This is a genomic window from Bacteroides sp. GM023 (assembly GCF_014750685.1).
Lineage (GTDB): Bacteria > Bacteroidota > Bacteroidia > Bacteroidales > Bacteroidaceae > Bacteroides.
The window spans coordinates 253,042-278,545 of the sequence record NZ_JAAXGE010000007.1 but is presented as its reverse complement, the minus strand read 5'-3'; the positions used below and the strand labels follow the sequence as shown (position 1 = coordinate 278,545).

Sequence of the window (25,504 nt, the reverse complement as noted above, 5' to 3'; positions counted from 1 at the left end):
TTTTACGTAGTTATTAGTTAATACGTCAAGATTACCATCCCGGGTTCTGGCCGAAGCCTTCATAGAGATAAACATCATTCTTAGGCAACGGCAGCCAATAGTGCCGGTCTGTGAACTTTCTTTCCACCAGTACCTCTTCACGAAGATTCTTAATCCTATTCTCTTCGGGCTTGTCGTAGTTATAATCATCGGCAGATACTCCCCTGTCAAACTCAATCTTCGTTTTTCTATTGTAAGGAGCCTGTCCGATAAGCATCCATCGACGGAGGTCCATGAAACGGAAACCTTCGAAGGCCAGTTCCACCGCACGTTCACGACGTACTTCGCTTAGGAAATCCGTGGTATTGCCGGTAAACCGGTCGAGCACATCTTCCACACCGGCACGCCTGCGAATCTCATTAATAGCATCTTCCGCAGTCTTGTGGAATGTAAGAGCCTTGCTTTGAGGAGTTCCGTAGCCTACGGCGGTCGCTTCCGAATACATCAGATAAACATCGGCAAGACGCATCAGGCTTAACACCATGATGTTGTTTTCCTTATAGCCATCAACCGTATTCATCAATTGCGGACAAAGCTTACAATTCATATAACCGGTGAAACAACCTTTCTTTTCATCTTTCTCTTCGCTTTCACGCCCGTTGGTAAACAGTTCGCTGGAACCACCGGCACCACCCGTACTCTGCCACTTCACACCATCAAACATAATAGTCTTATAGAAACGCGGATCGCGATCTTTCCATGGATAAGCGGGGTCATAACCCGCTTCCGGATCTGCCTGAGTCATATTCTTTATCGGATAACCATTCTGCATTCCGAAATAGTTGACATAATTTGCTGTAGGATAGCTTTTGATACCGGTAGATTCAATGCTTGTCGGACGGAAATCATTAATCATGTTCCAACGCCAGCGTCCATCATAGTCTACAAGGTTCTCACGAAAAATAGCCTCTTTCAAACCATTGAGTTTACCATTGGAATTATGCACAAGAAAAATCTCATTATAGTTTGCCATAGGAGCCAATTCATATCTGCCTGTTTCTTCTATTATCTTCAAGGCATCTCCAAATGCATCGGCAGCACGCTTACAAAGTCCAGCATTATACTCTTTTGTACCTCCGGAAGCCCAGTTCATCAATGGACTACCTGCCCAAAGCAGTGTCTTGCCTTTATACGCCAAAGCCATAACTTTATTGATACGGCTATTATTATTGCCCAGTGTAACCTTACCGACAGTAGTTTGATCCCAATCTACAGGAAGCAGGGGTATGGCATGGTCAAAATCTGCCACACACTTCTCGGCACACACTTGCCAAGTGAGTCGGGACAATGTGGGAGTCACATCTGATGGAATCACTTCATCAATATAAGGCATTCCACCCCACCATTCCATCAACATGAAATGAAACCATGCTCGAAAAAAGTAGAGCTGTCCCTCAAGCAATTGGCGTTCTTCTTCAGTAACATTTACCAACTTATCCAGATTGGCAATACCTATATTAGCTTTACGTATACCATACCAACAGTCCTGCCACAGATTTCCATGTGAATTTCTGGCAAGGCCGCCAGAACTACGTGTCGTTGGATAAGAATAAAAGCAAGTAGTCCATCCCCAAAAATCACCATAATCTATGTTGCGAGCAAAAAGCCGGATTTCTTGCGGTTCCCAATATTCTTCTTCACCATAGTTGAAACATGTGTGATAGTCGTTATTAGAGACAATTGGTACACGTTTATAAAGCTCCTCTATGAAACCCTGGAAATTCTTAAAGTTCTTGTATGGATCATTCTCTGCAATATCGCTATTGGGCGATTTATCCAAATAATCGGTACAAGAGGTGGTAATCAGCACGCCAATCAAGGTAATCGCCGATGCCAGGAATATTTTATTGATATATTTATTCATAATCTTAACTTTCATATTATAAAGTTATGTCAATTCCTAAATTGAAACGACGCATGGTAGGGTAAGCACCGTCAGAAGAAGAGTACCCGGTATTAGACTCACGATCATCAGGCATATCTGTCCACATATAGAGATTATCTCCATTCAGATAGATGCGACAAGTCTTGAGACCGATTTTCTTCAACCACTTAGTATTGTTAAATGTATAAGACAGTTCTACATTCTTCAAACGCAGGTAAGAGGCGTCATAGAGATAGCGAGTTCCTGCCGCCGCAGGATCCACAGTCGTCCCCCAACGTGGAGTCGGTAATGCGGCCGTACCACTGGGTGTCCAATACTCACCCTCAACATAAGCCACATGAGCAGTACTACGAAAAGTAGGGAAATTCACTTCACGAGTAACATTGTTCACGCCATAGAATTGGGCAAAAATGCTGAAGCCTTTCCATTCTGCTCCGATAGAAGCATTATAAGTATTCTGTGGCATCTTGGAATACTGATAAGGAGCACGGTCATTGGCGTCAATAACACCATCTCCATTGAAGTCCACAATATTATAGTCTCCGGGAAGTTTCATATCGTTGCCTGTTGTCCATGCAGAACTACCTATCACATCATCCCAAGTGGCAAGATTGCCATGATCAATATAAGCATATGTCTGATCAATAGTATGCCCTGCCCCTCTCTGGTAAGTAGGTTTCAAAGGCGCGTCATCACGAAATTTCACTTTATTGACTGCATGGGTCATACTTGTATTCAACCAAGCACGAATACCATTATTGAAAGTGTGGTTCAGTCGCAGTTCAAGTTCGTAACCATGACTGTTTACCTTACCCAAATTAGCATCGGGAGCTGATTGTCCAAAATAAGAAGCGATGGCACGTTCACTACCTTTCACCAAGATATCCGTACGGGTATCGTTGAAGATATCGACCGAACCGGCTATAAGTCCATTAAACAGTGCATAGTCAATACCGAAATTTCTCTTCTCTACAGTTTCCCATGAAATATCCGGATTACCAAGTTTACTTATAGTATAATATGTATAAGGAGTGTTGGCAGGATTGATGTCCCCCATCAGAGTATTACCACCATAGCTTAACTGATCTTTATACAAGAACCGGTTCCCCATAGCAAATCTCTGCCAAGGCAATACCAATGAATCATCACCTACACGTCCCCATGAAGCACGGAACTTCAGCATATCCAGAAATTTGAGATTTTTCTTTATAAACTTCTCTTCACTGAGCATCCATCCGAGAGAGAAAGAAGGGAACAGATCGAAACGATAGTCGGGACCAAACTTTTCAGAACCATTGTAGGCGCCGTTCATTTCGAAAAAGTAACGCAATGCATAGTTATATGTGAGACGAAATACCCAGTCTTCACGATAAATGGGGAAAACACTACCTTGAGCCTCTTTCAGACGACTGAAAAGTCCCAATGCCGTAACCTCATGTTTGCCAAAAGTGCGGGCATAGTCAAGTTGCATCGAATAGTAAAGCTTGCGGTAAGTAGCATTGACATCCACGCTACCTGCCTGGCTTGCCCAATAAATCTTATTGATAGGATAATCAAGTCCTGTTCCTGTATCTGGGTCCTCTTTAAATTTAATCAAGCCTGTGTCCGGATCTACCCACATACGTTGCGCATCTTTATGCATATCGTTTATACCACGTTTGGCTTCCTTGAACGTATAGTCCATAGAAAAGTTAGCCTTGAATTTCAACCCTTTGGTAATCATCTTCAAGTCCTGATCGAAGATAAAGTCGGTTGTAATTTTAGTTGTGGTACGTTTTTCTATACCGGAAGTTGCCAGGCTATATGCAGAGTTGGGTACATCGGCATTACGTGGTGCATAGTAGCCCCACATTCCGTTGGAATAAACAGGGCGCATTGCATCAGGAGCCGATTTATAGGCAGAAGACCAATAAGATGCATCCTGGTCTCCATACTCCCATGGCACTGTCCGTTCTGCATTAGAGCCAAACAGATTAGTCGAGAATTTGGTAGTCGGCGTAAGCTGGAAGTCGAGGTTGCTACGTACATTTATTCGGTTATAACCAAATCCCGAATTATATCCACGATGATTGTCGAATGTCTTGAACAAGTCACCTTCACTCACAAAATCCGCTGCGGCAAAATAACTGACTACTTTCGTACCACCCGCCACATTGACACTGGCATTATAAGACATCGTACTTTTTTTGAAGAGGACGTCTTCCCAATCTGTATTCGGATAGCGATCCCACTCTTCCTGATTGGCAGGATGACGATACTTGTCGATAATAGCCACAGGATTATAGTTAGCCCATCCGGACGGGTTCAAACAAGCTTCGCGCTCTATAGAGTTATTCATCAGATAGAAAGTATCATAGGCATCATATTTCTCCGGAAGTTTGGATGCTACCTTCGCCGTGATATTGGCTTTTATCTGCACGCTAGCCTTGCCTTCCTTACCACGCTTGGTAGTAATAAGAATAACCCCATTAGCACCCTTCACACCATACACTGCCGTAGCGGAAGCATCCTTCAACACGGAAATGCTCTCTACGGAAGAGATATCAACAGAACTCATCTCACGTTCAATACCATCTACCAGCACCAACGGTTCGCTATTGTTCCATGAACTTTGTGTACGAATAATAATCTGGGGATCTTCCTCACCCGGCATACCAGTCGAAGCAGAAGTGATAACACCCGGCAAAGAGCCTGTCAATGCAGCACCCAAACTACTTACACCTCCTGCACGTTCCAGTGTCTTACCACTGGTTTGCGTGATAGCACCTACCACACTTGCCTTCTTTTGTTGTCCATAACCTACAACAATCACTTCTTCCAATTGTACATTACTATCAACCAAAGTTACCTTTATCGTTTTCTTTCCCGCAACTTTGACCTCCTGCGGAGTCATACCAATAAATGACACTACGAGTACCGCCTTGTCATCGGGAACTTTCAACTTGAAGTTTCCATCCAAATCTGTAATTGTTCCTACTGTCTTATTACCTTTCAAGGCAATACTTGCCCCGATAATCGACTCGCCATTTGAATCGACAACCGTTCCGCTTACCACAAATCCATGCTGCGCATAAGCCGATATGCAGCTAAAAATCAGAAGTAAAACCAGGCAGGGAATCTTTTGAATTTGTAATCTTACATTTTTCATTACCATTAGTCTAAGATTTTAATAATATGATAATCTCTTTTTTAATCTACAGGTGAGAGAAGGCATCTCTTCAACTGTCATCTAACTTGTTTCTCATAAATCGTTCATTTAAGGTTGATACTCATTTTTATCTTTATTATCAGTCCCGGCAGAAGTTGTCATCGGAACAGCACAAAGGTAACGTGATGATATCAAAGTAAACTTGTCTATTGTTTCATTCATATCCCGACATGTAACCGAGTGTTACAATTATCATATGTACATGTTTCATCCCCCTTGCACAGGCTTCCTAAAGCATAAAACCAACAAAGGGAAAATAAAAAAAGCCTTCACCCGCTAACGTCTATAAGCAAGGCGCTAGCGGGTGAAAAGCTTTATTACAAACTAAAATTAATGAGAGAGAAAAGATCTGATATGAAGTGTTTATTCCTCTGTCTTCCTGTCGACATACTCCGAAGGAGCACATCCGTAGAATTTCTTAAAAGCGATTGAAAACAAGGTGGGATTCGTAAATCCAACCAGATAGGCAATCTGAGAGATGTTTACCTTTTTTTCTTTCAGCAGTTTGGCTGCTTGCTTCAGGCGGATATTACGGATGAATTCAGTAGTCGTGTTCCCTGTTAAGACCTTCAGTTTACGGTGTAGCTGGACACGACTCACACCTACTGCCTCAGCCAAATCCTCAACACTGAATTTCGAATCCTCCAAATTCTCATTGATAGCCTTCATCAACCGTTCCATAAAGTACTCATCATTAGCCTTTACCTCAATCGTTTTCATCTTCTCTTCAACTTCCTGATCCATGCCGAAACGTCCTTTCAAACGTATTCTGCCGGCAATCAAGTTTTCACAGATAAAAAGCAACTCTTCTATTTGGAAAGGTTTAGCCAGAAAAGCGTCCGCCCCTACGTTCCAGCCTTTAAGACGACTGTCATATTCCGCCTGTGAAGTTAAGAGTACAAATGGTATATGACTGATATTCGCATTTCCTCTGGTTTTCTTAAGCAGTTCGAATCCATCCATTTCCGGCATCACGACATCCGAGATAATCAAGTCTATCCGCTGGTTTAAAGTTATTTGATAAGCTTCCACACCATTGCAAGCTGTTACCACTTTATAGTAGGTTCCTAATTCGAATTTCAAATACTCACGCATTTCCTCGTCATCATCCACTATGAGAACTCTCCATTGGGTTTTACTTTTCGATGTGGAAGCCTTACTTTCTTCTTCCTCTTCCCAGCAAGTGTCTTCGCTCAGGATTAAACGTGCCGGTTCTTCAGCCAGTGATGCCGCTTCTTCGACCAGTTCTTCCGAATTTAAATGTTCTTTGCCCAACGGGATACGTACTATAAAGCAACTTCCTTGCTTATCCATACGATTGACAGCGGCTATGGAACCATGATGCAACTCCACCAACATTTTAGTCAAGTTCAACCCGATGCCGAAACCATGGGAATTGGTGGAAGCCTGATAGAATCGTTCAAATATCTTTTCCAATTTCTTCTCGTCCAGCCCCATACCCGAATCCTTCACAGTTATTTCCGCATATTGGGACAGAGAGTCATGTACACTTTTGTCTTCACCCACAGTGAGCAACAATGTGACTTCACCACCATCCGGGGTATACTTAAAAGCATTGACCAATAGGTTCATCAATACTTTATCAAAATTATTACGATCAATCCATACCGGCAAATACTCCATAGTATGAATAAATGAGAAATGGATATTACGTTTAGTGGCCTGATAATCGAACATCAGGAATAATTCTTCAATAAACCCAACCATTTCCGTCTCCCGACACTCTATTTTCATTTGCCCCTTGTCTATCTTACGGATATCCAGCAGCTGGTTGATCAGATTAAGAATCCGGTTTGCATTCCGTTGCATGGTTAACAAGGCTTTCTTCCTACCTTCTTCCTGCTCGGTTTTTATCAAAGCTGACAACGGACTGACAATCAAAGTGATCGGTGAACGAAGTTCATGAGCGATGTTAATAAAGAACTTCAATTTTTCCTCGTTCATTTCTTCCTGACGACGACGACGTTGCCGCATATACCAAGCATAAAATACCCAGAATAGAAGTCCGGCACAGATCAACAGATAACCAATCTTCGCCCATAAAGTATCATACCAGGGAGGAGCGATATAAATAGAAAAGGAACGAACCGGTGACTTACGTTCATTCTCGCTTACGCAAACCTCGAATGTGTAATGTCCTGGCGGCAAGTAATTATAAGTAATTCGGTTTTCTCCGGAAGACGTGCTCCGCCACACTCCATCCAGCTCAGCCAAGCGATATTCAAACTTTATATTTTCCCGGTCATGGTACTCCATTGTAGAGAACTCGAAAGAGAAAATATCATTTTTATAAGTCAGATTGATTTGCCGGGCATCCATCCAAACATGGTCTGCAATCGCTTTCCCTCCCAATTGGGTATTCGCACTGACTTCTTTATCATTCAAATACACATGGGTTAATAAAGGAATACATAAAGGTAATTGTTTTCCTATCGAATCGGGTATCAGTTTTGTGATACCATGCAAACCGCCTAAATAGATGCTTCCACATTCACGTTGGAAATAAACACTTTTCAGGTATTCCTTATCAACCAGTCCATTACCGGAAAAATAATTGGCGACCTTCCTTTCCGGATAATTCAATTTGCATAATCCATTGAATGTACTGCACCATATATCGCCATTCTTGCTTTGCCCCAGTCCGCAAACCATATTGCTGGGTATTCCCTCTTCAATGCCATAATGTTTCATCTTCAAGGTTTTCTTATCATATTCAAATAACCCATTATTAGTTCCCATCCAAATATGCCCTTCCTTGTCTTCCAAGAGTGAGAAGCACAAAGATGTCAACAAATCCTTTTCACACTCTAACTTCAAGAACTCCTGCTTTACGGGATCGTAACAATTAACTCCCATACAATGTCCTAGCCAGACCAATCCTTCCGAATCACATAATACCTTATTAACCCAGTTATTCGCAAGCCGCATCGTCGTTCTCAGTCTGGTAGTATCACATATTTGTTTCAATGCACCTGTTCGCCGGTTGTACTCCGCAAAACCTTCTCCCGAAACAGATACATAAAGGGTCTCTCCAGGGCCTTCTACAACATTATGAATGATTTTCCCTTGCAGTAAAGGTATTCTATGAACATTTCCTGTCTGCTCATCAAACCGGGAAAGTCCCGAATAACTGCCCAGCCAGATTGTCCCTTCATTATCATGAAGCATAGACAAAACACCCTCCCCTACTGTATATGAGTGATAGTCCTGCATATCTCCATCCATCCGGACAAGTTTTCCATCTATTGTACCAGCCCAAACTTGATTTTTCTTATCTTCATAAACAAATAAAAGGGTACTTCCCATAGATGAAGAAAAAGAAGCAAGAGACTTGAATTTAAACTGCGAAGTTTCATTAGAAAGCATGGTAATACCTTTCTTTAAACCGCCCATCCACAAATTTCCATTCTTATCTTCCATCAAAGCATAGTTCTTATCCTTCTCTATTTCCTGTTTGCCGCTAAAGGGTTTCAGCATCTTATTCTCTACATCTACAATATAAAGCCCGTCATTTGTCGTATTTACATAAAGCTCTCCGTTCCTGGTACATACCATTCCCCGCACACCTATAAACTCATTCGTCGCTTGCCCCATTTTCACAAAAAGGCGTTCTTCTTCATTCCATAAATAAACGCCTGAAACAGTAGTTAGCCACATCCGCCCTTTCCGGTCTTCCAATATGGTATATATTTTGCCTAACGCATCGACCGAAGAAACTAAAAATTCGACATCGCTCAAATCGGGAGCAATACGGGCAATACGCCCATTCGGCAAAGCAATCCAAATCTTACGGTGTGAGTCCTGATAGATATTATGCATATAGGGAGAACTGCAAAGGTCATTCACACGAACCAAGGAAGTAGCGACCATTGTTTTTCGGTCTATAGAATATGCGCCATATCCAGCCGTAACTGCCCAGATTTCTCCACTGCTCAATTCCCGTAGATGCAAAACAGAAGGCTTGCTATCATCTAGAAACTTCACCTTTTTAAATGAATCTTCATAAGGAGAGTATAACTGCACCCCATTGCCTGAGCCCACCCAAAGGTTACCTTGACTATCGCAAAGGAGAGACTCTATAAGGTTATTCAGTAATGAGGTAGAATCCCGTTTATTATGGAAATAATTGACGAAAGTCCATCCATCAAATTTATTCAGCCCGTTTTCTGTCCCTATCCATACAAAGCCATGAGTATCTTGCACAATGTTTCTTATCAGGCTACATGACAACTTTCCCGAGCCATACGAACGGACCTGTTGGGCACTACAAACTCCGACCAGCAATAGCAGAAAGGTTGTGATTAGTATCAGATTTCTTCTCATAAGTATTAGTTATTATGTTTTGCAAAATTAAGAAAAAGCTTGGTTCCCAACAATCTTACTATTCAATTTCTCAATTAATAGTCTTAATACTACAAAGATACAGCACTGCTACATAAAAAGCAAAAACACCCGATACAATAACCAAAAGCCTATGTAACAACAAACAGGCATTTCGTTTCATTCAAGCTATCCAAATGTTACATCACCGTCATAAACAGAATGGATGTAACATACGCGATAATATTGGTAACAAATAGAAGACAGGAGGCAACTTACGGCTATAAATCGGAAACACGAACAACCCTTCAATAGAAGACAATAAGCTACCTTTGCCACATACAAGTTTTCATTATAAATCAAAAAAAGAGTATTATGAAGAAACTGTTTTTGTATCTGTTTATATGTTCCACCTCATTAATGAGCCATGCACAAGAAAGCAAAGAGGTCCCATTAAATCAACTCAGTTTCACCAGGTCTGTATTTAGTGAAGTACAGAGTAAAGTAACATTTAAAGGTGGAAAATGGAATAGCTTTATCAAACTGCCTGCTTCTATCAATCAGGAACTGCCCAATTATAAGTTCATGATCATAAATATACCTCAAAGCACGGTTATGATACGCATTAAATTTGAAGGGGAAGACGGCCTATGCAAGGAGTTTTATCAACCTGCTGTAAAGTCAGAACTGAAGCGAGAAGTCAATTTATCCTTAGTACCTTTTATTAATGATGTGAAAGATATCCGGATAGAAGCAGCCCAAAGCATAGACGAAAGTGGGAATTACCATACCCTTCATATTAAGTCCATCTACCTTGTCAACTAAACATCATAATGAAAACAACATGAAAAAGAAAACATCAATAATAATAGCTTTACTGATTTTCCTAACGTTAACGCCCTCCTTAAAAGCTACGGAGACGTTTGTTCACTTCATCTCGGGAAATACAGGATTTCCACTGGTCACTCCACAGTCACAAGCGTTTGCAATCTGGTGCGATGAAAAAGACCACAAGGGAGTACTGTCTGCCGTTCATAATCTACAAACAGACTTTGGTAAGGTGACTGCTGTCACTCCTGTTCTGACAAATGAAAAAAGGCAGGATATTCGTATCATTATCGGTTCATTCGACAAAAGTCCACTTATCCGGCAACTGGTAAAAGCGGGAAAGTTGGATGCAAAAGATTTAAAGAACAAGAATGAGAAATTTATCATCACCACCCTTCATGCACCATTGGAAGGTTTGGATGGTGAAGTTCTGCTCATAGCCGGAAGTGATAAGCGCGGAACGATTTACGGTATTTATGAATTATCACGCCAAATAGGCGTTTCACCCTGGTATTGGTGGGCGGACGTCCCGGTAGCTCGCCATGATGCCATATATATAAAGAAAGGAACCTACACAGATGGAGAACCCGCTGTAAAATATCGCGGTATCTTCATTAACGATGAGTGGCCCTGTATGGGGAACTGGACAACCCGGAAGTTCGGTGGTTTCAACAGCAAAATGTACGTACATGTATACGAACTTCTGTTACGTTTGAAAGCTAACTTCTTATGGCCCGCCATGTGGAGTGCCGCTTTTTATGCCGATGATCCGTTGAACAGTTCTTTAGCAGATGAAATGGGAATCATTATCGGGACATCACACCATGAGCCTATGGCCCGCAACCACCAGGAATATGCCCGTAACCGAAAAGAGTATGGCGCATGGAATTATCAGACAAACAAAGAAGGTATAGACCGCTTTTTCCGTGAGGGAATCCAACGGATGAAAGGTAAAGAAGAAGTTGTCACCATCGCCATGAGAGGAGATGGAGATGCCCCGATGGGAGCTGATACGGATACCCGTTTATTAGAGGACATTGTAAAAGAACAACGTAAAATCATCGCTGAAATCACAGGAAAGCCAGCCTATAAGACACCTCAACTATGGGCACTTTACAGTGAAGTACTGGAATATTATGACCAAGGCATGAAGATTCCCGATGACGTAATGATTCTACTTTGCGATGACAACTGGGGAGATGTGCGCCGATTACCGGAGCTAAACGGGAAAAGACATCCAGGAGGATATGGTATGTATTATCATGTAGACCTTCATGGAGCACCTCGAGCTTACCAATGGCTTAATATGACACAAATCCAACATATGTGGGAACAGTTATACCTGACTTATACCTATGGAGTAGATAAAATGTGGATTTTGAATGTAGGGGATTTGAAACCTAATGAATTTCCTACGGATTTCTTCCTAAATATGGCATGGAATCCCGGTTTATTCACGGCAGACAATCTAAATGGATATACCTATAATTTCTGCCAACAACAATTCGGTTCAAAATATGCTGCAGAAGCTGCCCGCATTTTAAACCTTTACTGTAAATATTCTGCCCGTATTACAGCCGAAATGCTAGACCACAAAACATATAATCTAACCAATGGAGAGTTTAAAGCCGTAACGGACGAATTCCTTGCATTGGAAGCACATGCATATCGTCAGTTTACGATGTTACCCCAAGATATGAGGGATGCTTACCAGGAACTGATTCTTTTCCCGGTACAGGCAATGGCCAACCTTTATGAAATGTATTATGCCGTCGCCATGAATCGCAAACTGGCATCAGACGGTGATCCGCGTGCCAACGAGTGGGCAGACAGAGTGGTATACTGTTTTCAACGTGATGCAGAATTATGCTCCCATTATAATGACCATATAGCTGATGGAAAGTGGAAGCACATGATGGACCAGACCCATATCGGCTACACCAGCTGGGATGAGCCCAAAAACGGGAATATAATGCCCGAAGTCGCACGAGTAGATGCGTCACTTTACAAACCCGGAAACTATCAGTACGAAGAAAAAGGAGGAGTGATAGTTATGGAAGCAGAACGTTTTGCCAAATGTACGCAAGGTGACAACACCCAATGGACAATCATTCCTGATTTAGGCCGCACGCTTTCTGGCATAACGTTGATGCCTTATACTCAGCCGGTAAAAGGAGCTTCATTAACTTACCAAATGAACTTCAAATCAGAACTGAAACATGTACGTTTGCGCCTAATTTTGGACAGTACTCTCCCTTTTGTGAAAGAAGGTCACAGTTATGCCATCAGTTTAGACGGCGGTAAAGAACAGATTATCAATTACAATTCCGAAATGACCTGGGCCAATTGCTATTCAAAAATGTATCCGGCAGGTGCTGCCCGAATCATAGAGTCTGTTGTCAATTTCCCGGATGTAAACCTGCAAAGAGGGAAGCATACTCTCTCTATCCGTCCGCTAAGTCCTGCCATTGTACTACATAAAATCATTATAGACTGTGGCAGCGATGAAACCAGTCGGCTCAATCTTCAGGAAAGTCCTTATAGAAAGCTCAAATAATGATTTGGAAAAGAACAGATAAAGCTTCTTTATTTTTACAAGAATATCTATCACTTATAATCATAATAGAACAAGAACCATGAGAAACATTGTATTACTATTGCTGATGAATATTTCCATCTTATGTCCTTTGGCAGCCCAGACTTCATGGACTGCCGATAATGGGAACGGAACATTCACCAACCCTCTATTCTATGACGAATTTTCGGATCCGGATATTATCCGCGTCGGAGAAGATTTCTATATGGCCGGCACAACGATGCACTGTATGCCCGGACTGGTCGTATTACACTCCAAAGACCTTGTCAACTGGAAGTTCCTTAGTTACGCTTTCAACCGGCTGGATATGGGAGACGAATTTCGGCTTTCTAACGGCAAAGAAGCCTATGGCCAAGGTATATGGGCTCCTTGTATCCGTTATCACAAAGGAAAATTCTATATCTTCTCCAATATCAACGGACACGGTATGCAAGTATTCATCTCCGATAACCCCGCCGGCCCCTGGGAACATAAAAATATGGGAGGTAATATCTACGACTTATCTGTTTTATTCGATGACAATGATAAAATCTATGCCGTATATAAATATGACGAGGTAAAGATGATCGAAATCAAGCCGGATTTCAGCGGCTACGTAGAAGGTAGTGAACAAGTGATTATCCCTGCCGGGAATGCAATGGGAGAAGGTCACCATATTTATAAGATTAAAGGAAAATATTATATCATCAGTGCGGATTACTCCCCTATGGGACGTATGCAATGCGCCCGTGCCGATAAAATAGAAGGTCCTTATGAGACAGCGGCCATCAGCGTAAAGGAAACACTGGGTACAGAACGTGTACACTGGACAGATAATATCAGCCTCGGCTCGTCAGTACCGGAAATGGGATTCAAGTTCAAAATATCCAAGCCTTCAAAAGATAATATGGGATGCGCCACTCTGCATCAAGGTGGAATAGTAGACCTGCCTAACGGAGACTGGTGGGGAGTTTCGATGCTGGATTTTCGTGCTGTAGGACGTACCACCTGTCTCTCACTTGTCACTTGGAAAGACGGATGGCCATACTTCGGACTTCCCGGTAATTTGGGACGCTCACCCCGTACTTGGATAAAACCGGCTGTTAACGCAAAGGTAGAACCACACGCTCCCTATCAGCGCAGTGACGATTTTAACGGAAAGACATTGTTGCCTGTTTGGCAATGGAATCATGAACCGGATCTTTCCAAATGGTCGCTCACCAAAGGAAAGTTACGCCTTCATACTCTTCCCGCCAAAGATTTCTTATGGGCAAAGAATACACTCACCCAACGAGGTATCGGCCCGGTATCATCTGCAACAGTAACTCTCGACGCTTCACGTCTCAAAGAGGGGGACATCGCCGGAATCGGTTTGCTCAATATCCCTTATGCATGGATGGGAGTTTCACGGATAAATAAGGAGTTGGTAATCCGCTGGTATGACCAGACTCATAACAAGTGGGTAGAAGCCGCTTCCAAACCATTAGCGTCCCAGCCTATCTATCTCCGCGTTACCGGAAATTTTGATGAAGATACTGCATGGTTCAGCTACAGCGTAGACGGAAAATCATTCATGAACATAGGAGACAGTGTCCTGATGCCCTACCAATTGAAAACATTTCAGGGAACCCGCTATGCTCTTTTCGCTTATAATTCGGAAGGGAAACAAGGTGGCTATGCCGACTTCGACAATTTCCTAATTGACGAGCCACTGGCTGACCGCTCCAAAAACATTCCGACAGGGAAAGTCATCACTCTTTTCAATCGTGGAAACAACACCCGTATATTTGCACATCCACATGGCACTTTGCACTTTAAGGACAAGGGAGCAAAAGAGTATGAAACAGAAGCTTGCCGTTTTCGTGTTCACGATCGTGGACAAGGACGTGTGGCACTCGAAGCCATGAACGGAACCGGATTTATCACGGTGGTCGGAGCTGGACTTTCGGCCGATGTACGTCTGATAAAGAAAGAATCGGAAGGTTGCCTGTTCCAATGGCAGGACATGCTGCATGGACAATGTATGCTGTTGTCCTTAAAAACAAACCGTTACGTTGGTCTCGACCCGGCTACGGGAGAGCCATACTCTGCCGACTGGACAGGCGCTTCACCCAGTCGTGAAAATGGAACCGTGTTTATATGGAATGACTGCCAACCCAAAGAAGACATAGTAATCAATTTGCAGGAGAAAGGGGCGGAAGTGTCCCCCTCTATGTACGGAGTCTTCTTCGAAGAAATCAATCATGCCGGAGATGGCGGCTTGTATGCGGAATTAGTGCAAAACCGGAGTTTTGAAGAACTGGAAATGCCAGAAGGTTACCATGCCGAAGAAAAAACATTATATCCCAAACCTGTGAAGAATCATATTACCGGGGAAGTACGTCCTGAACAATACAGGTGGACGACGTCACCCATACCGGCATGGAGCTTACAAGCAAAGGATTCATCGGCCGCGCAGATGCGGCTAACCAAACACCAACCAAAGTTCGCCATAGCCCCCAATAATCTGGAACTAACCATAAAAGACGCTTCCAAACCGGTGTTACTAATCAATGAGGGATATTGGGGAATGAATCTAGTGGCAGAAGAAAACTACCTGCTACGTATCATTGTACGTATCGCTCCCGAATATAAAGGTCATATCGTTGCCAAACTTCTTTCTGAAAAAAACGAGGAGCTGGCTTCTGTACCCATTACGTTCAACACATCGGGAGAATGGAATGACCTCAAAATAAAAGTCAAAGCGAACGGAACAGCAGCCAAAGGGAAGCTAGCCCTCATATTTGACGCACCGGGCAAGGTATGGCTGGACTACGTTTCGCTTTTCCCTGAAAATACGTTCAATCAACGCACCAATGGTTTGCGCAAAGATGTCGCACAGATGTTAGTAGGATTAAAACCGGCTTTTGTACGTTGGCCCGGCGGCTGTGTAGTGGAAGGCATATCACTGGAGAATCGTTTTGAATGGAAAAAAACATTGGGCGCCCCTGCCGCACGTCCCGGAGAATATAGTACTTGGGGATACCGATGTTCTTACGGATTCGGATATTATGAGATGCTCCAGTTCTGCGAAGACATCAATGCCAAGGCGATGTATGTGTGTAATGTAGGTTTGGGATGTCAATTCCGTATGGGAGATGCTTGTCCGGAAGATAAAATTGAATTTTATCTGAATGATTGTCTGGACGCTATCGAATATGCTTTGGGGGACAAAACGACCGTATGGGGAGCACGACGTGCTGCTGACGGACATCCCAAGCCTTTTCCACTACAATACGTAGAAATCGGTAATGAGAACTGGGGAGATGAATATGACAAACGTTTCGACATCTTCTACAAGGCAATCAAAGAAAAATATCCGCAACTGACATTGATTTCCAACCATGGGATCAATGGAACCGGCAAAATAACCCAAACAGATATGGTTGACCCGCATTGGTATGTCGCTCCTGATTTTTTCTTTCGGAACTCTACTATTTTTGACCAACATCCGCGTGGCAAATATACTGTATACGTAGGCGAATACGCTTGTAACCGGGGAGTCGGCGGTGGAAACATGACAGCCGCACTGTCTGAAGCCGCATTCATATCAGGAATGGAACGTAATGGTGATTTGGTGAAAATGGCTTCATATGCACCGCTTCTTGAGAACCGCCACGATCGTTCGTGGTCAACGAACCTTATTTGGATTGACTCTGACAAAGTGTTGGGGCGTTCTTCCTATTATGTACAGAAAATGGCAGCCGAAAACCGACCGACTTACAATATCAAGCATAGCCGTAGTGTAAGTCGAGACAGGAACTCCAATATTGTCCACACTCCAGATTCCATACCGCTCCAATTCATATCTTCCGGATACGATGAAAAAAGCAAAGAAATCATTATCAAAGTTGTCAATGCCGCAGATGTTCCTTATTCTACAAGTTTCAAATTGGATGGTGTAACGAAGATAGATAAGAAAGGAAGTATTATCACATTATCAGCCAACAACGGCAAAGATGAGAACTCATTTGACGAGCCCGAAAAGATCTATCCACGGCAGAGCGAATACAATGAATTCAATAAACATTTTAATTATGAATTCCTTCCACTCTCATATACTATTTTTCGCATATCGGCCCAATAGAAAATAGCCGACAGTACGTAAAGTATAGAAATTAAAGATAATAAAGACATGAAAAACTTACAGAAAGTAATGGCTATAAGCCTGTTTTCCCTATTATTGAGTCCTTTTTGCCTGGCGCAAAACCCTATTATACAAACATGGTTCACTCCTGATCCGGCACCTATGGTGCATAACGACACCGTTTACCTCTTCACCGATCATGATGAGGATGATGCGCAATACTTCAAGATGAAAGAATGGCAGTTATACTCCACCACGGACATGGTAAACTGGACTTACCGGGGAACACCCATTTCCACAGCAACGTTTCAGTGGGCAGTGCAGGGAGATAACGCCTGGGCTTCTCAAGCTATCGAACGGGATGGTAAATGGTACTGGTATATCTGTGCCAATGATACCATAAAAAAGCTGCATGGTATAGGTGTGGCTGTAGCCGACAGACCGGAGGGACCTTACTCCGATCCTTTGAAAAAACCTCTTGTCCCCGGAGCTTTCGGTTATATCGATCCCTCTGTATTCATTGATGATGACGGACAAGCCTATCTTTTCTGGGGAAATAACGGATTGTGGTATGCCAAACTAAACAAGGACATGATATCGTTAGGCAGCGAAGTCATTCCCGTTAAAGAACTGAATGATTCCATCGCTTTTGGTCCATTGGTTATGAAGCGAGACTATCAGTTCAATAAACGTATGCTGAAAACAAATTATGAAGAGGGACCATGGATGTTCAAACGCAACGGGCTTTACTACATGGTATATGCCGCCGGTGGTGTTCCGGAACACATGGCTTACTCCACTGCTAAAAGCATCCATGGCCCATGGAAATATCAGGGACGTATCATGAATGAAGCAGCAAACAGTTTCACCATTCATGGAGGCTCCATCGAATATCATAACCGCCATTTTATGTTCTATCACAATGGAGCATTACCCAATGGAGGTGGTTTCCGTCGTTCAACCTGTATAGAGGAATTTAAGTTTGGCGAAGATGGAAAGATTCCCTTTATTCCTTTCACCAAAGAGGGTGTCCGTACTCCTGTTCGTAACCTGAATCCCTATCAGCGGGTAGAAGCAGAAACAATGGCTTTCAGCTATGGATTGAAGACCAATCGCAGGGCTGGTTCGCAACATTATATCACTTCCATTCATAATGGTGACTGGCTGAAAGTTCGTTCCGTCGATTTCGGAGAAAAAGGGGCGACAAACTTCTCCGCCTGCGTAGCCGGTTTGATTCAGGGAGGCAGCATAGAACTACGCATTGATGCACTGGGAGGTTCTGTTGTCGGAACATTAGAGGTCTCACCGACAGGCGGACCGGAACAATGGAAAGTACAGACAACCCAAGTGAATGCCGTCAAAGGAATACATGATTTGTATTTACTATTCAAAGGCGGTGATGAAGAGCTTTTTAACGTAGATTACTGGACATTTAATCACTAATAGATATGAGCAGAATAATATTATTAACAGGTATCTTATGGCTGTTCAGTCAGTCTATCCATGCAGAACAGAGTCAAATTACAAGTCCCGACGGGAAACTGTCAGTTCGCATAACCGATGAGAATGGTGTACCATCCTACAGCATTTCTTATAATAATGTGTCATTTATACTAGCTTCGCCATTAGGATTGAATACTAATATAGGTGACTTTACCAAAGAAATGCAACTGAGTGCTGCAAGTCCGATAGAACAACTGGATGAAGAGTACCAATTACATTCTATCAAACAAAGCAACGTACATTATCAGGCCAATAGAGGAGTTTTTACTTTTTCTCAAAATGGAAAAGTAATATATGACGTGGTCTTTCAGGTAAGCAACTGGGATGTCGTATTCAAATATAACATGTATCCGCAAAAGGAGACTCTCTGCTGTGTGATTAATGAAGAAGCGACAGGATTCGTACTTCCTTCCGGAAGCACAACTTTCCTATGTCCGCAAAGCAAACCAATGGGGGGATTCGCCCGTACGTCACCCAGTTATGAGACCCCGTACACAGTGGATGATGCTGTTGGGAAAAACGGATGGGGCGAGGGATATACTTTCCCATGCTTATTCCGTAACAATGATAAAGGTTGGATACTGATATCCGAAACCGGGGTTAGCAGCGCTTATTGTGGCAGTCGCCTGATAGGAAAACCAGACGGCGTGTATCAAATCGGATTCCCGCAAACAGGCGAATATAATGGTAACGGTACTACCAATCCCGGCATCATGTTGCCCGGAGAAACTCCCTGGCGTACCATAACCATAGGTGAGACATTAGCCCCCATCGTTGAAACAACAGTAGCTTTCGATGTTGTAAAACCACTTTATGAAGCTTCGCAGGAATATAAATATGGAAAAGGTTCATGGAGCTGGATTATCGGTGGAGATAGCAGTTGTAATTACGACGAACAGATAAGATATATCGATTTCAGTGCAGCCATGGGATACCAGTCTGTTTTAATCGATGCTTTATGGGACAAGCAAATAGGACGGAAAGGTATTGAGAAATTAGCCGAATATGCAAAAAGCAAAGGAGTCGCCCTTTACTTATGGTATAACTCCAATGGTTATTGGAATGATGCGCCTCAAAGTCCAAGAGGTATCATGAATACTACTATCAATCGTCGCAAGGAAATGAAATGGATGCAAAGTATCGGGATTCGTGGGATAAAAGTAGACTTCATAGGAAGCGATAAACAAGTGACTATGCAACTTTACGAAGATATTTTAGCAGATGCCAACGACTATGGACTATTAGTTATATTCCACGGATGTACGCTACCACGCGGTTGGGAACGTATGTACCCCAATTTTGCTTCAAGTGAAGCGGTATTAGCGAGTGAAAATTTACATTTCTCACAAGGCAGTTGTGATGCTGAAGCATTCAATGCCTGTTTGCATCCGTTTATACGCAACACGGTTGGTAGCATGGACTTCGGCGGCAGCACATTGAATAAATATTATAATGCAAGAAATGATTCAACCACAAGAACCAGCCGTCGGATCACTTCGGATGTATTTGCACTTGCTACGGCTGTTCTCTTTCAAAGCCCTGTACAACATTTCGCACTTACTCCCAACAATTTGACTGATGCTCCTGAATGGGCTATCAATTTCATGAAAGAGGTTCCGAGCACCTGGGACGAAGTACGTTTTTTGGATGGGTATCCGGGAAAATATATCATATTGGCCAGACGACATCAAAACAAATGGTATATTGCAGGCATTAATGCTTCATCCGAAGAAATCAAAGTCAAACTTCATTTACCGATGATTTCTGCGGGAGAAACAATTAGCGTTTATACTGATAATACCAGACTGACAGGCAAGACTTCGACAGAGAAACTAAATAAACATCAACAGTTACAAGTTTCAATACCTTGCAATGGGGGCATCGTAATCGCAAATTAATCTATATTATTTAAGTCATACTTTATGATGAATAGAAACACACTCATCTTTTTGCTTCTATTAATAAGCAACATTAGTTTCGGACAGGACCTGAAACTTTGGTACAGTCAACCTGCCCGAAATTGGTCGGAAGCACTTCCTATCGGTAACTCCCGTCTTGGTGCCATGGTATATGGCGGAACCGAACGTGAAGAACTTCAACTTAATGAAGAAACATTCTGGGCTGGCGGACCTTATAGTAACAACAATTCAAATGCAAAGTATGTATTACCTGTCGTACGTAATCTTATATTCGACGGTAAGAACAGGGAAGCACAAAGTCTGGTAGATGCCAACTTTCTGACCAAGCAGCATGGAATGAGTTATTTGACGCTGGGAAACTTGTATATAGATTTCCCCGGACATAAAGATGCATCTGGTTTCTATCGGGATTTGAACCTCGAGAATGCGACTACTACCACCCGGTATGAAGTAAACGGTGTGACTTATACCCGTACCACTTTCGCTTCATTCACAGACAATGTCATCATCGTACATATTCAAGCAGATAAAACACAGGCACTGAATTTCAATGTGACCTATAATTGTCCGCTTGAATATAACGTAAATGCTCAAGATGACAAGCTTATTATTACTTGCCAGGGAAAAGAACAGGAGGGCATCAAAGCTGCTATCCAGGCGGAATGTGTAGTTCAGGTGAAAACTAACGGAGCAATCAGTCCCGCCGGGAAAGTTCTTCAGGTAGAAAAAGCTACGGAAGCTACCCTCTACATTGCTGCAGCTACTAATTACGTAAATTATCAGAATGTCAGCGCCAATGCATCCGAACGGGCAAATAAATTCCTGGAAAAAGCGATTCAAACGCCTTACAATAAGGCTTTAAAAGATCACATTGCTTTCTATAAGAAGCAATTCGACCGTGTCCGTTTGAATCTTCCTTCAAGTGAAGCATCCAAAGCGGAAACTCCCCGACGTATTGAGAATTTCAATAAAGGAGAAGATATGGCAATGGCGGCTCTTTTATTCCAGTTCGGACGTTACCTGCTGATTTCGTCTTCACAACCGGGAGGGCAACCCGCCAATTTACAGGGGATATGGAACAACAGTACACATGCTCCCTGGGACAGTAAATATACCATCAATATTAATACGGAGATGAATTATTGGCCGACAGAAGTTGCTAATCTAAGTGAAACACACAGTCCGCTATTCTCTATGTTGAAAGACTTGTCCGTCACGGGAGCAAAAACAGCGCAAAGTATGTATAATTGTCGCGGATGGGTGGCTCATCATAACACTGACTTATGGAGAATCTGTGGTGTTGTAGACTTTGCTGCAGCAGGAATGTGGCCCAGTGGCGGTGCCTGGTTAGCCCAACATATCTGGCAACATTATCTTTTCACAGGAGATAAGGAATTTCTGAAAGAATATTACCCGATACTGAAAGGAACGGCACAGTTCTATATGGATTTTCTGGTAGAACATCCTGATTTTAAATGGTTGGTAGTGGCTCCTTCCGTATCGCCGGAACATGGACCGATTACTGCCGGTTGCACCATGGACAATCAGATTGCTTTTGATGCTTTGCATAATACATTATTAGCATCCCGGATCACTGGTGAAACCTCCTCTTTTCAGGATTCACTCCAACAAATATTGGATAAACTGCCTCCTATGCAAATAGGAAAGCATCATCAACTACAGGAGTGGCTCGAAGATGTAGACAATCCCCAAAATGAGCATCGTCATATTTCTCATTTATATGGACTATATCCGAGTAATCAGATTTCTCCTTATGCCAATCCGGAATTATTCCAGGCTGCACGGAACACGCTGCTACAACGCGGAGATAAGGCTACTGGCTGGAGTATCGGTTGGAAAGTCAATTTCTGGGCACGCATGCAGGATGGGAATCATGCCTTCCAGATTATCAAAAACATGATTCAGTTATTGCCCAGTGATAATCTGGCCAAAGAATATCCGGAGGGGCGTACTTATCCGAATATGTTTGACGCTCATCCGCCTTTCCAGATTGATGGTAACTTTGGATATACTGCCGGAGTAGCGGAAATGTTACTTCAAAGTCACGATGGCGCTGTGCACTTATTGCCAGCATTACCCGATGCGTGGAAAGAGGGAAATGTGAAAGGATTAGTGGCACGTGGTAATTTCGAGGTGGAAATGGATTGGAAAAATAACCTGTTAAACAAAGCCGTGATTCACTCAAAGATAGGAGGCACGCTTCGCATCCGGTCTTATGTACCACTGAAAGGAAAAGGGCTGAAAGAAGCGAATGGAGAATGCCCGAACTCATTATTTGCTACTACTCCTGTGAAAAGGCCTTTGGTTAGTAAAGAGATAACTCCTCAATCGCCGGAATTGAGAAAGGTTTATGAATACGACATTGCAACACAGGCTAATAAGCCCTATGTCATAACTGCAATAAAAGAGAAAATATAAAATTCTTATGTTATAGAAAGAGAAAACATATACAATGTTACAAATAAAAAAACAGTTGTTACAAATAAAAAAACAGCAATTACACTCAAATATGGAACAGAAACAATTTTCTCAATCAACCAATACAAGAAGCTGTATATTTGCTACTGGTAAAGAATGAAATAAATTATTATTAACTGTTTTATATGAAGACCATGAAAAGACAAATTACTCTCTCTTTCTTTTTAGCATTTGTTGCATTATTCTATGTTGCAGCACAAGATAAGTTATATCATAATACATTTCCCTTAAGGGATGTAGAATTGCTTGATGGACCTTTCAAGTATGCTTGTAATTTGAATGCACAGAATCTTTTAAAGTATGATACAGATCGACTGCTTGCTCCCTTCCTTAAAGAGGCTGGATTAACTCCTAAAGGAGAAGTTTTTCCTAATTGGGTAAGGCTGAGCGGACACGTAGGAGGTCACTATTTGAGTGCATTAGCCATCCATTATGCCGCCACCGGAAATCCTGATTGTAAAAAAAGGATGGAATATATGCTTTCAGAACTTAAACGCTGTCAGAAGGCAAATGGTAATGGATACATAGGCGGTGTCCCCGACAGTAAACACCTTTGGGCAGAAATAAAAAAAGGAAATATTAAAATTGTATGGGAATCATGGGTTCCCTGGTATAATTTGCACAAAACCTTTGCCGGGCTCAGAGATGCATGGTTATATGGAAATAGCCAAGAGGCCAAAGATATGTTTTTAAAGTTATGTGATTGGGGAATAGACATCATTTCTCCCTTGAACGAAAAGCAAATGGAAGAAATGCTCTCTAATGAATTTGGAGGGATGGCCGAAGTCTATGCAGACGCATACCAGATAACAAAGAATGCTCAATATCTAAAGGCGGCCAAACGCTTTTCACACAAATGGCTACTTAACAGTATGGCTGCCGGAAAAGACAATTTAGATAACAAACATGCCAATACTCAAGTTCCTAAAGCTGTCGGCTACCAACGTATTGCGGAACTAACGAACGATACAACTTATACCACCGCAGCTACCTTTTTCTGGGATAGAGTCGTAAATCACCGCTCTTTATCGCTAGGGGGTAACAGTCGTCGCGAACACTTTCCTGAAAAAGATGACTGTATCAGTTATGCAGAAGAACGGGAAGGTCCGGAAACCTGTAATACATATAATATGCTAAAGCTAACAGAAGGATTGTTCAGAATGCATCCTTCAGCCAGTTACTCTGACTTTTACGAAAGAGCAGTATTTAATCATATCCTGTCATCACAACATCCTGAACATGGTGGATACGTGTATTTTACCCCTGCTCGGCCTTGCCATTATCGGGTATATTCAGCCCCGAATTCTGCAATGTGGTGTTGTGTCGGAACAGGAATGGAAAATCATGGCAAATATGGTGAATTCATCTATAGCCATACTACAGATTCTCTATTTATTAACCTGTTCATAGCCTCTAAATTAAACTGGAAAGATAAAAAGGTCACCCTCACACAAAAGACTCTCTTCCCAGATGAAGAAAACAGTCAAATAACAATCAATGTAAAAAAGCCTACAAGATTCACTCTATTGATACGCCATCCACGCTGGGTATCGTCATCCGATATGAAAGTAACGCATAATGGTAAGAACTATGCCATAGGCTCGTCTCCATCGTCATATATAAAAATAGACAAAATATGGAGAAATGGAGACGTTGTCAATATCAATACTCCCATGAAGGTCTCTATCGAAGAGATGCCTAATGTACCGAATTATATATCCATTTTACGTGGTCCGATATTATTAGGAGCTAAGACCGAAAAGGGAAATATGAAAAGATTTATTGCTAACGACAGCCGTATGGGACATGTTGCCTACGGTTCATTAGTCCCCTCATTTGAAGCTCCTTTTATCATTGGCAGCAGAGATGAGATACAAGACAAATTGAATAATATGCAACCGATAGCCGGCAAACCGTTAAGCTATACCATTCCCGGTCTTGTACAACAAGAGAAATACAAGGATTTGATATTTGAGCCTTTCTTCCGGATACATGATAGTCGATATGTTATTTACTGGCAGTCTATGTCTCAAAAAGAATTTGAGTACTACCAAGCAAGTAAAAAAGAAGAAGAGATGCAAAAACTGCAAATTGACCGTAGGACAATAGATTTCGTCATAGCCGGCGAACAACAACCGGAAGCAGATCATCTCATGAAAAATGAAAAATCACGTACAGGAAACCTAGAAAAAGAAGCCTGGAGAGAAGCTAAAAACGGATTTTTCCAATACAAGCTTCATACAGCAGGAAATGAAGCACTATCACTGATGGTACGTTATTGGGGAAGAGAAACCGGGAGCCGGACATTTGACATTTTAATTGATGGAAAGAAACTGGTAACAGAAAATATCGCTAAGAAATGGAACAAAAATGCATTTGTTAACGTAGAATATCCGATTCCTACTGAAATGTTGAAAAACAAACAATACATCACCGTTACTTTTCAAAGTAAAAATAATAATACAGCCGGTAAAGTTGCCACAGTACGTTTACTCAAATAGACTACCACAAATAAGCCATTAAAACCTTAACATATTAATAGAGCGAGACTGCCTATAAAAGTAGTCTCGCTCTATATATT

General features: G+C 42.2%; 10 protein-coding genes. 7 read left to right on the top strand and 3 right to left on the bottom strand.

Annotated elements, in window-relative coordinates:
- Nucleotides 1–31: 31 nt before the first annotated feature.
- The 3 genes from HC965_RS16460 to HC965_RS16450 all read right to left on the bottom strand — a co-directional run bounded on the left by HC965_RS16460 (nucleotide 32) and on the right by HC965_RS16450 (nucleotide 9,476).
- The gene (locus HC965_RS16460) at nucleotides 32–1,903 is read right to left on the bottom strand and encodes a RagB/SusD family nutrient uptake outer membrane protein (RefSeq protein ID WP_191032473.1); all 1,872 of its coding nucleotides are present in this window, start codon (nucleotides 1,901–1,903) and stop codon (nucleotides 32–34) included.
- Between the two features lie 16 nt (nucleotides 1,904–1,919).
- Entirely contained in the window at nucleotides 1,920–5,078 is a 3,159-nt protein-coding gene (locus HC965_RS16455; RefSeq protein ID WP_191032472.1) for a TonB-dependent receptor, read from the bottom strand.
- A gap of 417 nt (nucleotides 5,079–5,495) precedes the next feature.
- Nucleotides 5,496–9,476 carry a hybrid sensor histidine kinase/response regulator transcription factor gene (locus HC965_RS16450; RefSeq protein WP_191032471.1) on the bottom strand — a complete coding sequence of 1,327 codons (3,981 nt, stop codon included), beginning with the start codon at nucleotides 9,474–9,476 and terminating at the stop codon, nucleotides 5,496–5,498.
- 372 nt (nucleotides 9,477–9,848) lie between these two features.
- On the opposite strand from HC965_RS16450, the gene HC965_RS16445 reads away from it, so the two are divergent.
- The 7 genes from HC965_RS16445 to HC965_RS16410 all read left to right on the top strand — a co-directional run bounded on the left by HC965_RS16445 (nucleotide 9,849) and on the right by HC965_RS16410 (nucleotide 25,424).
- Nucleotides 9,849–10,298, top strand: coding sequence for a hypothetical protein (locus HC965_RS16445; protein WP_191032470.1), 450 nt, complete (start codon nucleotides 9,849–9,851; stop codon nucleotides 10,296–10,298).
- Between the two features lie 19 nt (nucleotides 10,299–10,317).
- On the top strand, nucleotides 10,318–12,858 hold the full coding sequence (locus HC965_RS16440) for a glycosyl hydrolase 115 family protein (RefSeq protein WP_191032469.1): 2,541 nt from the start codon (nucleotides 10,318–10,320) through the stop codon (nucleotides 12,856–12,858).
- Between the two features lie 79 nt (nucleotides 12,859–12,937).
- Complete coding sequence (locus HC965_RS26705) at nucleotides 12,938–17,002, top strand: family 43 glycosylhydrolase (protein ID WP_223854923.1); 4,065 nt, start codon at nucleotides 12,938–12,940, stop codon at nucleotides 17,000–17,002.
- Nucleotides 17,003–17,050: 48 nt separating this feature from the next.
- On the top strand, nucleotides 17,051–18,445 hold the full coding sequence (locus HC965_RS16425; RefSeq protein WP_191032468.1) for a glycoside hydrolase family 43 protein: 1,395 nt from the start codon (nucleotides 17,051–17,053) through the stop codon (nucleotides 18,443–18,445).
- 5 nt (nucleotides 18,446–18,450) lie between these two features.
- Nucleotides 18,451–20,403 carry a glycoside hydrolase family 97 protein gene (locus HC965_RS16420; RefSeq protein WP_191032467.1) on the top strand — a complete coding sequence of 651 codons (1,953 nt, stop codon included), beginning with the start codon at nucleotides 18,451–18,453 and terminating at the stop codon, nucleotides 20,401–20,403.
- Nucleotides 20,404–20,430: 27 nt separating this feature from the next.
- Nucleotides 20,431–22,863, top strand: coding sequence for a glycoside hydrolase N-terminal domain-containing protein (locus HC965_RS16415; RefSeq protein ID WP_191032675.1), 2,433 nt, complete (start codon nucleotides 20,431–20,433; stop codon nucleotides 22,861–22,863).
- Between the two features lie 194 nt (nucleotides 22,864–23,057).
- The gene (locus HC965_RS16410) at nucleotides 23,058–25,424 is read left to right on the top strand and encodes a beta-L-arabinofuranosidase domain-containing protein (RefSeq protein WP_191032466.1); all 2,367 of its coding nucleotides are present in this window, start codon (nucleotides 23,058–23,060) and stop codon (nucleotides 25,422–25,424) included.
- The last annotated feature ends 80 nt before the right edge of the window (nucleotides 25,425–25,504 follow it).